Below are 12,869 nucleotides of genomic sequence, written 5' to 3'. Positions count from 1 at the left end.
GGATCAAGCGTCCCAGAGCGCGGCCAGGGACAGCAGGTCGCTGCGGTACTCGATGCGTTCCGACCACTCCTTGGGCCAGGCTCCCGCCCCCAGGTGCGCCCCGGCCAGCGCGCCCGTGAGGCAGCCGATGGAGTCGGAGTCGCCCCGTGTGCAGGCTGCCCGGCGCAGGGCGGTCAACGGTTCCTCGGGGAAGAGCAGGAAGCAGTGCAGGGCGGTGGCGAGTGCCTCCTCGGCGATCCAGCCGTCGCCGGTCCGCTCGCACGGGTCGGTCTCCGACGACGGCTCACGCAGGGCGTCCTGGACGGCCGCCAGCGCGGTCAGGCACTCGTCCCAGCCCCGGCTGATGAACGCCTCGGGCGAGGCGTCATGGGTGTACCGCCACAGGTCGCCGAGCCACCGGGTGAGGTAGCGGCCGCGGTTCTCGTAGGCGTAGGAGCGCAACTGGCCCACCAGACCGAGCGGTTCGGCCCCTTGGGCGAGGAGGAACACCGCGCGGGCCGTCAGGTCGGACGCCGCGAGGGCGGTGGGGTGGCCGTGGGTGAGGGCCGCCTGGAGCTGGGCGGCCCCGGCCCGCTGTTCGTCGCTGAGGCCGGGCACGAGGCCGATGGGTGCGACACGCATGTTGGCGCCACAGCCCTTGGAGCCGGTCCGGCTGGCCTCCTGCCAGACCCGGTTGCCCTCCAGCAGCTCACACGCCTCCAGGCAGGTGCGGCCGGGAGCGCGGTTGTTGTCGGGTGAGCGGTTCCAGCGGACGAACTCCTCCCTGACCGGGCCCACCATCCGCTCCGGGGTGAGCAGTCCCTGGTCCATGGCCGTGCGGATGCCGCGGCCCAGGGCGAGCGTCATCTGGGTGTCGTCGGTGACGAACGCGGGCTTCGGCAGCGGCATCCGGCGCCAGGGCCCGCACTTCGTCAGGATCGCGGGTACGTCGTCGAACTCGGTGGGGAAGCCCAGCGCGTCGCCGAGCGCCAGCCCGGTCAGCGCGCCTGTGGCCGCCTGCTTGGTGAGAATCCTTGTCTGGATCATGATGTCCGTCCTTCCGGGCGTCCTTCCGGGCGCAGCAGTGGAGGGTGCAGGGTGGTAGCGGCACCCGCACGGTAGAGAGCGGCCGGTTTTCCCCGTCCGCCGGTGCGGCGCGGCGGCCCGTCCACGGCCTGGACGAAGCCGGGCGTGGTGAGGACCTTGCGCCGGAAATTGGGGCGGTCCAGCTCGACGCCCCAGACGGTCTCGTAGACCTGCTGGAGCTCGCCGAGGGTGAACTCGTCCGGGCAGAACGCGGTGGCCAGACAGGAGTACTCGAGCCTCGCGCCGATCCGGTCGTGCGCGTCCGCCAGGATGCGGTCGTGGTCGAACGCGAGCGGCCCGGTGCCGCCCGCCTCCCACCACTGCGCCTTCGCCGCGTCCCCGCCGCCCCTCGGTTCGGGGAGGTCGGGCACGAGTGCGGCGTACGCGACGGAGACGACCCGCATCCTGGGGTCGCGGTCCGGATCGCTGTAGGTGCGCAGCTGTTCGAGGTGGAAGGCGCACACGGACTTCCTGGTGAGGCCGGTCTCCTCGGCGAGCTCGCGGCGGGCCGCCGCCTCGGCGGATTCCCGGGGCAGGACGAAGCCGCCGGGCAGCGCCCACCGCCCCTTGTAGGGGGCCTCGCCCCGCTCCACGAGCAGCACGTGGAGCCGGGCTTCGCGGACCGTGAAGACGGCGAGGTCGACGGTGACGGCGAAGGGGATGAAAGCGTGGGGGTCGTACCCCTCGGGGGCGGTGCTCATCGTTGCTCCGGCAGGGGTGCGGTGAAGTGCCAGCCGGTGGCGAGGAGCGCGTCCACGGCGGCGACCGCCGTGGCGAGACGCTCGCCCCGGGACCCGGTGACCTCGATGTACCGGCGTCCGCTCCGGGCGAGTTCGGCACGGAAGCGGTCCGTCATCCAGGGCCGCAGTTCCTCGCCGTCGCGCAGTCCGTCGTCCTCGAAGGGGACGCCCTCGTGGCCGGTGAGCAGCCAGAGGTGGTGGGCGGCCCGGTCGGCGGTCTTCTCGACGAGCGGATTGCGTCCGCCGACGTAGCGCTCGTGCCAGACGGTGGTGGCGAACGAGTCGGTGTCGCAGAAGAGCACCGGGGACCCCGTCCGCGCCGCGGCCTCCTCCCTGGCGTTCTGGGCCTCGGCGATGAGGGGGAAGTCGTCGGTGGTGAAGGTGACGTCCTCCCACTGGGCGGCCGGCCACCGGCTGCGCAGGGCCGCGAGTTTCGCCTCGCTGAACTCCCGCCCGTACTCGGCGACGTACCGGGTCCCCGCCCATACGCCGCCGCGCCGGCGGTAGTGGTCGGCCAGTGCTCGGGCCAGAGTCGTGGTGCCGGTCGACTCGGCACCCAGGACGACGACCCGGCGGGTGAGCGCGCCCCGTACGGGCGGCTCCAGATAGTCCCAGCAGCGGGCGGGGTCGGCGCGGACCGCGGTGCCCGAGACGGGGAAGAGGGTGCGGTCCGGGTCGACGAGGACGGACTCCGCGCCGAAGCGGCGCGCCAGTTCCTCGCCGTACGACTCCGAGGTGAAGACGGCGTCGACCCGGTCGGGCACGGCCGCGGTGAACACCTCCATGTGGGCGTCCCAGACGGCCGCGTCGGTGAGGTCCATGTGGATGTCGTCGACGGTGCCCACCACCCGGACGTCGGGGTGGGACTCCCTCATCCAGGCGACCCGGTCGGCGAGCGGGACGGATTCGACGGAGGCGGCGCAGACCAGGACGGTGAGCCTCTCGCAGCGGTCCCGCGCGGTGCGGACGAGGTGGTGGTGGCCGGCGTGCGGCGGATAGAACTTGCCGAGGACCAGGCCGTGCCCGTGGCGCTTCACGCCGTCACCACCGCGTCCTCGCGCCGGTCCGGGGCGAGGTCCCGGTTCCAGTTGCGCAGTCCGACGACGCAGAGCGTGAGGAATCCGGCGTACAGCAGGGAGGTGAGGTAGAGCTCCTTGTAGGCGTACAGCGGGATGTAGACCACGTCGGCGGCGATCCACAGCCACCAGGACTCGACGCGCTTGCGGCACTGTCCGTACGTCGCCATGAGGGACAGCGAGGTGGTCAGGGCGTCCCAGAACGGCACGGTCGAGTCCGTGGCCCGGGACAGCAGCAGGGTGAGCGCGAGGGTCCCCACCGCCCCCGCCGCGAGCAGCCAGGTCCATTCGGTGCGGGTGGTGCTCCGCACCGGCAGGACGGAGGTCCCTGGTCCACCCCCGTGGGTCCAGGTCCACCAGCCGTACGCGGCGAGGGAGATGAAGACGATCTGCAGGCCGGCGTCGGCGTACAGACCGGACTGGGCGAACAGCAGGATGAAGAACAGGTTGTTGGCGATGCCGATCGGCCAGTTGGCGAGATGCTGACGGGCCACGAGCCAGACGCACAGCGCACCGCTGCCGAAGCCCAGCACCTCGGTCCAGCTGACCGGGGTGTCCAGGACCGTCACCAGGGGCTGCCGCAGAGGATCGAGTATGTCCGCGAGCGTCACGCCGTTCCCTCCCCTTCTTTATGGTCATCCTGACTATAAAGAAGAAACGGGGACAGCGAAAGGCCCGCGGCCGGTTCCCGTTCGAAAAGAACGAGGAACCGGCCGCGGGCCGTTCGGCGTCGGGCGGTGGCTACAGGCCGACCTCGCGCATCAGCATGCCCACCTCGGTGTTGGTCAGGCGGCGCAGCCAGCCCGACTTCTGGTCGCCCAGCGGGATCGGCCCGAAGGACGTCCGTACGAGGCGTTCCACCGGGAAGCCGGCCTCGGACAGCATCCGGCGGACGATGTGCTTGCGGCCCTCGTGGAGGGTGACCTCGACCAGGTAGTTCTTGCCGGTGTTCTCGACGACCCGGAAGTGGTCGGCGCGGGCGTAGCCGTCCTCCAGCTGGATGCCGTCCTTGAGGCGCTTGCCGAGGTCGCGCGGCAGCGGGCCCTGGATGGCGGCCAGGTAGGTCTTCTTCACGCCGTACCTGGGGTGCGTCAGACGGTGGGCCAGGTCACCGTGGTTGGTGAGCAGGATGATGCCCTCGGTCTCGGTGTCGAGCCGCCCGACGTGGAACAGTCGCGTCTCGCGGTTGTTCACGTAGTCCCCGAGGTTCTGACGGCCGTCCGGGTCACCCATGGTGGAGACGACTCCGGCGGGCTTGTTCAGCGCGAAGAAGAGGTACGACTGGGTCGCGACGGTCAGGCCGTCGACCTTGATCTCGTCCCTCTGCGGGTCGACACGCTTGCCCTGCTCGAGGACGATCTCGCCGTTGACCTCGACACGGGCCTGCTCGATCAGCTCCTCGCACGCCCGGCGCGAGCCCATGCCGGCGCGGGCGAGGATCTTCTGCAGACGCTCACCCTCCTGCTCGGCGCCCGGGTTGGTCCTGGGCGTCTTGATCTCGGGCTTGTCCGCGTACCGGTCACGGTTGCGCTGCTCGATCTTGGCGTCGAGCTCGCGGGGGCGGGACGGAGCGCCGACTCGGCGTCCACCCTTGCTCACGTTCTGTGCGGGCTTCGGGCCGCCCTTCGCGCCTCCGCGTGCCGCCGCGCCGCGGCCCTTGCGGGGGCCGCCGTCGCCGCCCGGCTTGTCGGAGCCCACGTCGTAGCGGCGCTCCTCGGGGCGGGGCCGGCGGGGACGCTGCTCCTCCTGCTTGTCGTCGCGTCCTCCCGCGGCCTTGGGACGGAAGGAGCCGCCCTTCGCGCCCGAGCCGCCCCGGGGGTTCCGGTTGCCGCCGCTCTTGCCGCTGCCGCTTCCGCTGTTGCTGCCACTGCTTCGCATCAAAATTCCGTCTTGTCGTCTGCGTGAGTTTCCGGGGTGTCCGGTGCGTCCGGATCGAACGACGGCACACCCTCTAGCGTCTCAGCCTCGATCGCGTCCGCCTCCGGGAGGAAGGGCGCGAGCTCCGGGAGCTCGTCCAGGCCTCGCAGGCCCATGCGCTCCAGAAAGTAGTTCGTCGTCCTGTACAGGATCGCACCTGTTTCGGGTTCCGCGCCCGCCTCTTCGACGAGACCCCTCTGGAGCAGGGTCCGCATGACGCCGTCGCAGTTCACTCCGCGTACCGCCGAGACCCTCGACCGGCTGACCGGTTGACGGTACGCGACCACGGCGAGGGTCTCCAGCGCCGCCTGGGTGAGCCGGGCGTGCTGGCCGTCCAGGACGAAGCCCTCGACCGCCTCCGCGTACTCGGGGCGGGTGTAGAAGCGCCAGCCCCCGGCGACGAGCCTCAGGTCGAATCCGCGGCGCTGGACGGTGTACTCGTCGGCCAGCTCCCGCAGGGCGTCCGCCACGGCCCTGCGGGGCCGCTGGAGGACCTTGGCGAGGTGTTCCTCGGTGGCGGGTTCGTCGACGACCATGAGGACCGCCTCCAGTGCGGGCTTGAGGTCGAGCCCGGCAACAGGGGCGTCGCGCCCGTCGTCGTCTGCACTCATGCCTGTACGTCCTCCTGTGGCTCGCGCACCTCTTGGTCGAACTCGTCCGTGACCACCGGTTCGGCCCCCTCGCCCCCGGCCCAGCGCACCAGGAGGTCACCGAGCGCCTCCTCCTGGTCGAGCGTGACCGCCTTCTCCCGGTAGAGCTCCAGGAGCGCCAGGAAGCGGGCGACGACCGTGAGGGTGTCCCCCGCGTCCTCGGTGAGCGCCTGGAAGCTGATCTCGCCCTCCGCCCGCAACCGCGCCACCACGATCTCCGCCTGCTCGCGCACGCTGACCAGCGGCGCGTGGATGTGTTCGACGTACACCTGCGGCTCGGCCCTGGGCTGCATCGCCTTCACCGCGAGCCGGGCGAATCCCTCGGGGCCGATGCTGATCACGACCTCGGGCAGCAGCTCGGCGTGCTGGGGCTCGAGCCCCACGGTGCGGGGGTAGCGGCGGGACTCGGACTCCAGCCGGTCGCTGAAGATCTCCGCGATCCGCTTGTACGCGCGGTACTGCAGCAGCCGCGCGAAGAGCAGGTCCCGCGCCTCCAGCAGGGCGAGGTCCGCCTCGTCCTCCACCTCCGCGGTGGGCAGCAGCCGGGCGGCCTTCAGATCGAGCAGGGTCGCGGCGACGACGAGGAACTCGGTGGTCTGGTCGAGGTCCCAGTCGGGCCCCATGGCCCGGATGTGTGCCATGAACTCGTCGGTGACCTTCGACAGCGCGACCTCGGTCACATCGAGCTTGTGCTTGGAGATCAGTTGGAGGAGCAGATCGAAGGGGCCCTCGAAATTGACCAGACGCACGGTGAACCGGCGGTCGTCGCCGGCCTCGGCGGCTTCTCCTGGGGGGCTCTCGACGGGCCCAGGAGCGTCCAGCAGGACCGTCGGGGACTCCGGGGGCACCGAGGGCGCCGAGAGCGCGAGTGAGGCCGCAGGGGCCTCGCCCGGAGACACGGGGGCCACAGGGGGCTCCGGGGCCTCGGGAGCCGCCGCAGCCCGTACCCCCGGCCCGCGGCCGAGGGCACGGCGGGGCGGGCGGGGCGTGTCGTCGGCAGTCGGCATGTGCTGGGGTCCAGGGGAGCGGCGGGAGGCGGGCGGTGGGCCCCGGGGCAGGGCCGCCCGTACGGCGGCCCTCCCCCGGCAGGCTACCGGCGCGGCACCGGTCAGCGGCCGCGCAGCCGCCGTACGAGGATGCTCGCGTCGCCGCGCGACTCCAGGTCGGCCAGCACCACGGCCACCGCCTCCCGGACGATGCGCCCGCGGTCGACGGCCAGTCCGTGCTCACCGCGCAGCACGAGGCGCGCGTGCTCGAGGTCCATCAGTTCCTCGGCCGACACGTAGACGGTGATCTTCTCGTCGTGGCGTTCCCGGCCGCTGGGACGGCGGTTCGCTCCCCGCCCGCCCCCGCGTCCGCGCTGCGGCTGGACGGTGGTGGTTTCCTGCGGGTGCGCGGTACGCGCCCGGGGAGGGGCGACGGCAGCCCGCTCGTCCCCGTCGGCGCGGCTGCGTGAGCCGCCGCCGTCGGCGTCCGCCGCGGAGTGCTCCTCCTGGGACGTCCCGGCGGGTGTGTCACCGCTGCCCGGTGCGCCACCCTGGCCGGTGTCCGCCGCCGCGTCGCTTCCTGCGGCCGGTGCGGGGACCCGCCCCTCGCCGCTCGCCTTGCGTCGCCGCTCGGCGGAGGACGAGGCCTGCAGGCCCATGCCCCCGGTGGTACGGAACAGTTCGTCGGCCCCCGGCAGACTCACTCGGCGTGACACCGGGCGAGCACCTCCCTGGCGAGCTGGCGATAGGCGGCGGCACCGACCGAGTTGGAGGCGTACGTGGTGATGGGCTCACCGGCGACCGTGGTCTCCGGGAAGCGCACCGTGCGCCCGATGACGGTGTGGTAGACGTGCTCGTCGAAGGCCTCGACGACGCGCGCGAGCACCTCACGGCTGTGCACCGTGCGGGAGTCGTACATGGTGGCGAGGATGCCGTCGAGCTCCAGTTCCGGGTTGAGCCGCTCCTGGACCTTCTCGATGGTCTCGGTGAGCAGTGCCACACCGCGCAGCGCGAAGAACTCGCACTCGAGCGGGACTATCACCTTGTGAGCCGCCGTCAGGGCGTTCACGGTGAGCAGGCCCAGCGAGGGCTGGCAGTCGATCACGATGTAGTCGTAGTCGGCCATCAGCGGCTTGAGGGCGCGCTGCAGCGTCGACTCCCGGGCCACCTCGCTCACCAGCTGCACCTCTGCGGCCGAGAGGTCGATGTTGCTGGGGAGCAGGTCCATGTTGGGCACGGCCGTCTTCAGCAGGACCTCGTCGGCCGCCATGCCCCGCTCCATGAGCAGGTTGTAGACGGTGAGGTCGAGCTCCATCGGGTTGACGCCCAGGCCGACGGACAGGGCTCCCTGTGGGTCGAAGTCGACGAGCAGGACGCGCCGGCCGTACTCCGCGAGTGCGGCGCCCAGGTTGATGGTCGACGTGGTCTTGCCGACGCCGCCCTTCTGGTTGCACATCGCGATGATCTTCGCGGGGCCGTGCTCGGTCAGCGGACCGGGAATCGGGAAGTACGGCAGCGGCCGGCCGGTCGGGCCGATCCGCTCGCGGCGCTGACGAGCGGCGTCGGGCGCGAGGGTGGCCGCGTACTCCGGATCGGGCTCGTATTCGGCATCGGGGTCGTAGAAGTGCCCCTCGGGCACCTCGGCGAAGTCGGCGAAGTGGTCATTCTTTCGGCCACTCTCGTTGCCGGCCATGGCGTTCACGTGTAGGCCGTCCATCATCTGGGGGGCTGTCGTCATGTGCTGGTGGGTGGCGAAGGTGCGGACAGCGACGGAGCCGACAGCTTCGAACCCGTTCGGGCTCAGACCCCGTGCAGGCATCCCTGGTTGACCACCCCCGGGAGTAATTGTCGACTCATTCACAAGTCGTCTTACCTCCTTGGATGTGACCAGGAAACTTATCGATAGGTCAGCGTGGCACCATGCCGACGATTGGCGACTCTATGGCGTGTCACCGGTTCGCAGCAACACAATCCGCCGGACCCGGCCCGATGTGTCGGCAATCGAACACCCCTCTGTCAAGAGCGCGGAGCGCCCGGGGCGCACCTTTCGCGGGGGTGCAAAAAGGGTAGAGGGTTACGTCTCCGGCGGGTTGGGCCGGGACCCCTCACGCGTCCGGCCGGACCTCGCTGGGCAAGGTCCGGCCGGACGCGTGAGGTTGACGGAGAGGGTTGACCGCTCAGCCGAGAAGCGTGCCCAGTTCGACGTGGTCGAGTCCGTGCGCCTCGGCCACCTCGCGGTAAACCACCTGGCCGTCATGGGTGTTGAGACCCTTGGCGAGCGCGGCGTCACGGCGCAGGGCATCGGCCCAGCCCCGGTTCGCGAGCTCCAGGATGAAGGGCAGCGTGGCGTTCGTGAGGGCGTAGGTGGAGGTGTTCGGAACCGCGCCCGGCATGTTCGCGACGCAGTAGAAGACCGAGTTGTGCACCATGAAGGTCGGCTCGGCGTGTGTCGTCGGACGGGAGTCCTCGAAGCAGCCTCCCTGGTCGATCGCGATGTCGACAAGAACACTTCCGGGCTTCATCTTGGCGACGAGCTCGTTGGTGACCAGCTTCGGCGCCTTCGCCCCCGGGATCAGCACCGCGCCCACGACGAGGTCGGCCTCGACGACGGCCTTCTCGAGCTCCAGCGCGTTGGAGACGACCGTCCGCACCTTGGTGCCGAAGACCTTGTCGGCCTCGCGCAGCTTGTTGATGTCCCTGTCGAGCAGCGTGACGTGGAAGCCGAGCCCGACGGCGATCTGTGTGGCGTTCCAGCCGGAGACTCCACCCCCGATGACGACGGCCCTGGCCGAGCCCGTGCCGGGGACGCCACCGGGCAGCACACCGCGCCCGCCGACCGAGCGCATCAGGTGGTACGCGCCGACCTGCGGGGCGAGGCGGCCGGCGACCTCGGACATCGGGGCGAGCAGCGGCAGCGCGCGGTTCGCGGTCTCGACGGTCTCGTACGCGATGGCGGTCGTGCCCGACCCGAGCAGGGCGTCCGTGCACTCACGGGAGGCGGCGAGGTGCAGATACGTGAAGAGCGTCTGACCCTTGCGGAGGCGGTGGTACTCCTCGGCGACCGGCTCCTTGACCTTGAGCAGCAGGTCCGCGGCGGCCCAGACCTCGTCGGCCGTGGGCAGGATCCGCGCGCCGGCGGCGACGTACTCCTCGTCCGGGATGGAGGACCCCTCGCCGGCGTGCCGCTCGACGAGGACCTGGTGGCCGTGACGGACGAGCTCATGCACTCCGGCAGGGGTGATCGCCACCCGGAACTCGTTGTTCTTGACTTCGCGGGGGATGCCGACCTTCACGTCGATCACGGTCCTTGGCTCGGAGAATCGCTCGGACATAGCGGGAGATACCCGTATGAACCAAGCATAGGGGGAGACACCGCTGAGATCTGCGGCAGAGCCATCATTAATGAAGGACTTCTCGCTGTCCAGCCTTACAAAGCATTAAGTTTTGATCGAAGCACTACGGATTTCGTAGGTCGAGCCCTCCCTGATCAGCGGTCCGGCCCTCTTCGCCCAGCAGCCTGTCGGCGGCCGCCCGGTGCAGCCGGGCCGCCGCGGGGTCCCCGAGCCGGTCCAGGGTGTCCGCGAGCCTGAGCTCCAGTGCGGCCTGGAGGCGCGCGTCACCCGCCCGGCGCGCCAGGCCGACCGCCTCCCGGCAGGTGTGCAGCGATTCCTGTGGCCGGCCCGCGTACTCCTGCACCCGCGCGGCCTCGCTGAGCGCCCGCGCCTGGCCCAGGAGGTCCCCGAGCCTGCGGTGGCCCGCCGCCGCCGCACGCCAGTTGCGCAGCGCCTCGCCGTAGCGCCCCGCGTACGTGTGGACCGCTCCGAGCCGCCCGTACAGCCGCGCCTCGTCGGCCCGCTCCCCCTGCGTGAGCCGTTGCGCGAGCGCCCGGCCGTACCAGTCGGAGGCCCGGTTGAAGTCCCCCAGCTCCGCGTAGGCGCCACCCGCGGATTCCATCGCCCTGCCGGTCGCGTAGAGGTCGTGCGCCGCGCGTCCGGCGTCCAGTGCGGCCCGGTAGCGGGCCAGCGCCTCCCGGGTACGGCCGGTCCTGGCGTCCAGGTCGGCGAGGTTGAGCAGGGCGGCGGCCTTCTCCCGGGGAAGCTCGCGGCGCTCCGCCACGTCGAGGACCAGGCCGTGCAGCCCGTACAGCACGGGAGCGGCGTCCTCGGTGCCCCGGTGCACGGCGAGAGCGCGGACGAGGGCGGCGACCAGGCGGCGGGCCAGGGTGTCCAGGTCTCCCTCGCGTACTGCGGCCCGGGCGGCGGCCAGCAGTGCCGGCTCGCGGATCCGCAGCCACTCGGCGGCGGACTCCGGGTGAGGGAAGCGCAGCGAGCGCGGCAGCCCGGCGAGCTTGCGGCGGGCCGGGGAGTCCTCGGGATCGGTGACCGCACGGCAGGCCTGCAGCCGGCGTACGGTCCGCTCCAGCATCCTGGCCCGGGCCAGCTGGATCTCGGCGGGCCGCTCCTGCTCCTCCAGCACGGCACGCACCAGCGGGGCGAGGCAGCCGGGCACCTCGTACTGCGGCAGCTCGGCACCGTTCGTCCGGAGCAGACCGAACCGGGCGAAGTCGTCCAGGGTCGTCCGGGCGGCCGACACGGAGCATCCGGCCAGCGCGGAGGCGGTGTGGGCGTCGGCCAGCCCGGCCGGGGCGAGGGCGAGCAGCCGCAGTATCCGGGCGGCGGCCTGCGGCAGCGAGTCGTGGACCAACCGGAAGGCACGGGCCAACGGCCGTGATCCGGTGGGCTGTTCGGGGTCGTCCTGCTGGTCGCGCAGTTGCTTGGCCACGTCGGCGACCGACGCGCCCGGCCGTGCGGCGAGCCAGCCCGCGACCAGGGTCAGGGCGGCGGGCTGCCCCCCGCACTCCTCCGTGAGCGTCTCGGCGGTGCGCGGATCGACCGTGATGCGGACCTGGCCGATGGTGCGGGCGAGCAGGTGCACGGCGGAGCCCGCGTCCAGTCCGCCGATGGTGCACGGGCGGACGCCGGGGATTCCGGTGAGGGGGCCGGTCGCGGTGGCGACGACCAGGCAGTCCGGGTTGTCCGGCAGGAGCGGATCGACCTGTTCGGCGTCCACGGCGTCGTCGAGGAGGATCAGCGCGCGGCGTACGGCGAACGCCTCACGGACCATCTCGGAGAGCTCGTCCTCATCCGCTCCGGGCGGGCCGGCGACGGAGAGCAGGTCGAGGAGTGCGCGCGCGATGCGCTCCACGGGGACGCGCTCGCCGCCGGGTTCGGTGAGCGAGACCCGGAAGACCCCGTCGGGATAGTCACCGGGTTCCGCCAGCCGTCGGGCGAGTTCGACGGCGAGAGCGGTGCGTCCGGATCCGGGCCGTCCCGCGATCAGCAGGACCCGGGCTCGAGCCGCTTTGCGGCCGGCCAGGGTGTCCAGACCCGCGCGCTCGATGTCTTCCTGAAGGGCTTTCAACTCGCGCTCACGGCCGAAGAATTGGGCTGGAGCGACGTCCGGCGGCTTCTTGGCTCCCGCCGTCCCCGCCACTTCGGCCGGGCCGCTGGTGTCCACCGCCTGATCGGTCACGGGCCACGCTCCACTTCGCTCCACGCGGTTGCCCGCCGGAACTCCGGTCGGGGCCTTTCGAGCGTAGTTCAGTGGTACGGACGATCACGGCCGAGCGCGACCGGTACATCCCTCGATCGGATCAGCGTTTCGTACGATTGGCCCCCGATCGGCCCGTTGCCGCCCGCCCCGATGGGGGACGGACCGGCAACGGACTCGGACGGGCGGGCCGGACCGGGTCAGGCCTCGAACGGGCGGGCAGGCCAGGGCGCCTCAGCCGGGCGCAGCGAGTCCACTCCGTCGCCCGCGAGCACCGCGGTGAGCGACAGGACGCCCACGACCAGGCAGTTGTTGTGCAGGTCACCGGCGAGCACACCCCTCACGAGCTCCTCGAGGGGCACCCGCGCCTGCTCCATGTCGGCCTCCTCCTCGGAGACCTCGAAGCGCTCACCGTCGGCCTCGGAGAGGTCCCGGGCGAGGAAGATGCGCACGGCTTCGTCACAGCCGCCGGGTGTGGTGTAGACGTCGGTCAGCACCCTCCAGTCCTCCGCCTTGACGTGCGCCTCCTCGTAGAGCTCGCGCTGCGCGGCGTGCAAGGGGTTCTCGCCGGGGATGTCGAGCAGTCCCGCCGGGATCTCCCACAGCTTGTGGCGTACCGGGTGCCGGTACTGCCGCAGGACGAGGACCCGTCCCTCCGCGTCGAGCGCGAGCACGGCCACGGAACCGGGGTGGACCTGGTAGTCGCGGCTGTGGACGCTCCCGTCGGGCATCACGACGTCGTCGGTGCGGACGCTGGTCTTGTTACCGGTGAAGGGGGTCACCGTCGCGGTGACCTGCCACTCCTCGGGCGTGTCCTGGAAACCCATGTACGTCCTCCCACGAACAAACAGAAACCGGGGCACGCATCCCGTGAAGGATCCGTAC

Annotated in this window: 12 protein-coding genes; all 12 read right to left on the bottom strand. The window is 71.5% G+C overall.

Features of this window, described 5'->3' with window-relative positions:
• Positions 1–3: 3 nt before the first annotated feature.
• The 12 genes from ACFYQ5_RS26405 to ACFYQ5_RS26350 all read right to left on the bottom strand — a co-directional run bounded on the left by ACFYQ5_RS26405 (position 4) and on the right by ACFYQ5_RS26350 (position 12,811).
• Positions 4–1,026, bottom strand: a complete 1,023-nt coding sequence (locus ACFYQ5_RS26405; RefSeq protein ID WP_389201012.1) for an ADP-ribosylglycohydrolase family protein — start codon at positions 1,024–1,026, stop codon at positions 4–6.
• Positions 1,023–1,766, bottom strand: coding sequence for an NUDIX domain-containing protein (locus tag ACFYQ5_RS26400; protein ID WP_389201010.1), 744 nt, complete (start codon positions 1,764–1,766; stop codon positions 1,023–1,025). The genes ACFYQ5_RS26405 and ACFYQ5_RS26400 overlap by 4 nt, the downstream gene beginning before the upstream one ends.
• Entirely contained in the window at positions 1,763–2,842 is a 1,080-nt protein-coding gene (locus tag ACFYQ5_RS26395) for an AAA family ATPase (protein WP_389201008.1), read from the bottom strand. Before ACFYQ5_RS26395 ends, ACFYQ5_RS26400 begins: the two co-directional genes overlap by 4 nt.
• Positions 2,839–3,492 (bottom strand): nicotinamide riboside transporter PnuC, encoded by a 654-nt coding sequence (gene pnuC, locus ACFYQ5_RS26390; RefSeq protein ID WP_389201005.1) that lies wholly within the window; start codon positions 3,490–3,492, stop codon positions 2,839–2,841. Before pnuC ends, ACFYQ5_RS26395 begins: the two co-directional genes overlap by 4 nt.
• A gap of 130 nt (positions 3,493–3,622) precedes the next feature.
• On the bottom strand, positions 3,623–4,759 hold the full coding sequence (locus ACFYQ5_RS26385) for a pseudouridine synthase (protein ID WP_389201004.1): 1,137 nt from the start codon (positions 4,757–4,759) through the stop codon (positions 3,623–3,625).
• On the bottom strand, positions 4,759–5,409 hold the full coding sequence (gene scpB / locus ACFYQ5_RS26380) for an SMC-Scp complex subunit ScpB (RefSeq protein ID WP_389201001.1): 651 nt from the start codon (positions 5,407–5,409) through the stop codon (positions 4,759–4,761). The genes ACFYQ5_RS26385 and scpB overlap by 1 nt, the downstream gene beginning before the upstream one ends.
• Complete coding sequence (locus ACFYQ5_RS26375; RefSeq protein WP_389200999.1) at positions 5,406–6,455, bottom strand: segregation and condensation protein A; 1,050 nt, start codon at positions 6,453–6,455, stop codon at positions 5,406–5,408. The genes scpB and ACFYQ5_RS26375 overlap by 4 nt, the downstream gene beginning before the upstream one ends.
• A 101-nt stretch (positions 6,456–6,556) precedes the next feature.
• Positions 6,557–7,150, bottom strand: a complete 594-nt coding sequence (locus tag ACFYQ5_RS26370) for a hypothetical protein (protein WP_389200998.1) — start codon at positions 7,148–7,150, stop codon at positions 6,557–6,559.
• On the bottom strand, positions 7,135–8,253 hold the full coding sequence (locus tag ACFYQ5_RS26365) for a ParA family protein (protein ID WP_389200996.1): 1,119 nt from the start codon (positions 8,251–8,253) through the stop codon (positions 7,135–7,137). The genes ACFYQ5_RS26370 and ACFYQ5_RS26365 overlap by 16 nt, the downstream gene beginning before the upstream one ends.
• Before the next feature lie 358 nt (positions 8,254–8,611).
• The gene (gene ald, locus ACFYQ5_RS26360; protein WP_389201218.1) at positions 8,612–9,727 is read right to left on the bottom strand and encodes an alanine dehydrogenase; all 1,116 of its coding nucleotides are present in this window, start codon (positions 9,725–9,727) and stop codon (positions 8,612–8,614) included.
• A gap of 163 nt (positions 9,728–9,890) precedes the next feature.
• Positions 9,891–11,966 (bottom strand): tetratricopeptide repeat protein, encoded by a 2,076-nt coding sequence (locus ACFYQ5_RS26355; protein ID WP_389200995.1) that lies wholly within the window; start codon positions 11,964–11,966, stop codon positions 9,891–9,893.
• A gap of 218 nt (positions 11,967–12,184) precedes the next feature.
• Positions 12,185–12,811: an NUDIX domain-containing protein gene (locus ACFYQ5_RS26350; RefSeq protein ID WP_389200994.1), complete on the bottom strand. Its 627-nt coding sequence runs from the start codon at positions 12,809–12,811 to the stop codon at positions 12,185–12,187.
• Positions 12,812–12,869 lie beyond the last annotated feature (58 nt).

It is taken from the genome of Streptomyces sp. NPDC005794 (genome assembly GCF_042871445.1).
Taxonomy (GTDB): Bacteria; Actinomycetota; Actinomycetes; order Streptomycetales; family Streptomycetaceae; genus Streptomyces.
Note: the sequence above shows the minus strand (reverse complement) of the source record. Positions and strands in the feature narration are given on the sequence as shown.

Excerpts from the sequence above, each read along its gene's own strand:
- ACFYQ5_RS26405 (WP_389201012.1), bottom strand. The coding sequence starts at position 1,026 with ATGATCCAGACAAGGATTCTCACCAAGCAGGCGGCCACAGGCGCGCTG.
- ACFYQ5_RS26400 (WP_389201010.1), bottom strand. The coding sequence starts at position 1,766 with ATGAGCACCGCCCCCGAGGGGTACGACCCCCACGCTTTCATCCCCTTC.
- ACFYQ5_RS26385 (WP_389201004.1), bottom strand. The coding sequence starts at position 4,759 with ATGCGAAGCAGTGGCAGCAACAGCGGAAGCGGCAGCGGCAAGAGCGGC.
- scpB (WP_389201001.1), bottom strand. The coding sequence starts at position 5,409 with ATGAGTGCAGACGACGACGGGCGCGACGCCCCTGTTGCCGGGCTCGAC.
- ACFYQ5_RS26375 (WP_389200999.1), bottom strand. The coding sequence starts at position 6,455 with ATGCCGACTGCCGACGACACGCCCCGCCCGCCCCGCCGTGCCCTCGGC.
- ACFYQ5_RS26365 (WP_389200996.1), bottom strand. The coding sequence starts at position 8,253 with ATGCCTGCACGGGGTCTGAGCCCGAACGGGTTCGAAGCTGTCGGCTCC.
- ACFYQ5_RS26350 (WP_389200994.1), bottom strand. The coding sequence starts at position 12,811 with ATGGGTTTCCAGGACACGCCCGAGGAGTGGCAGGTCACCGCGACGGTG.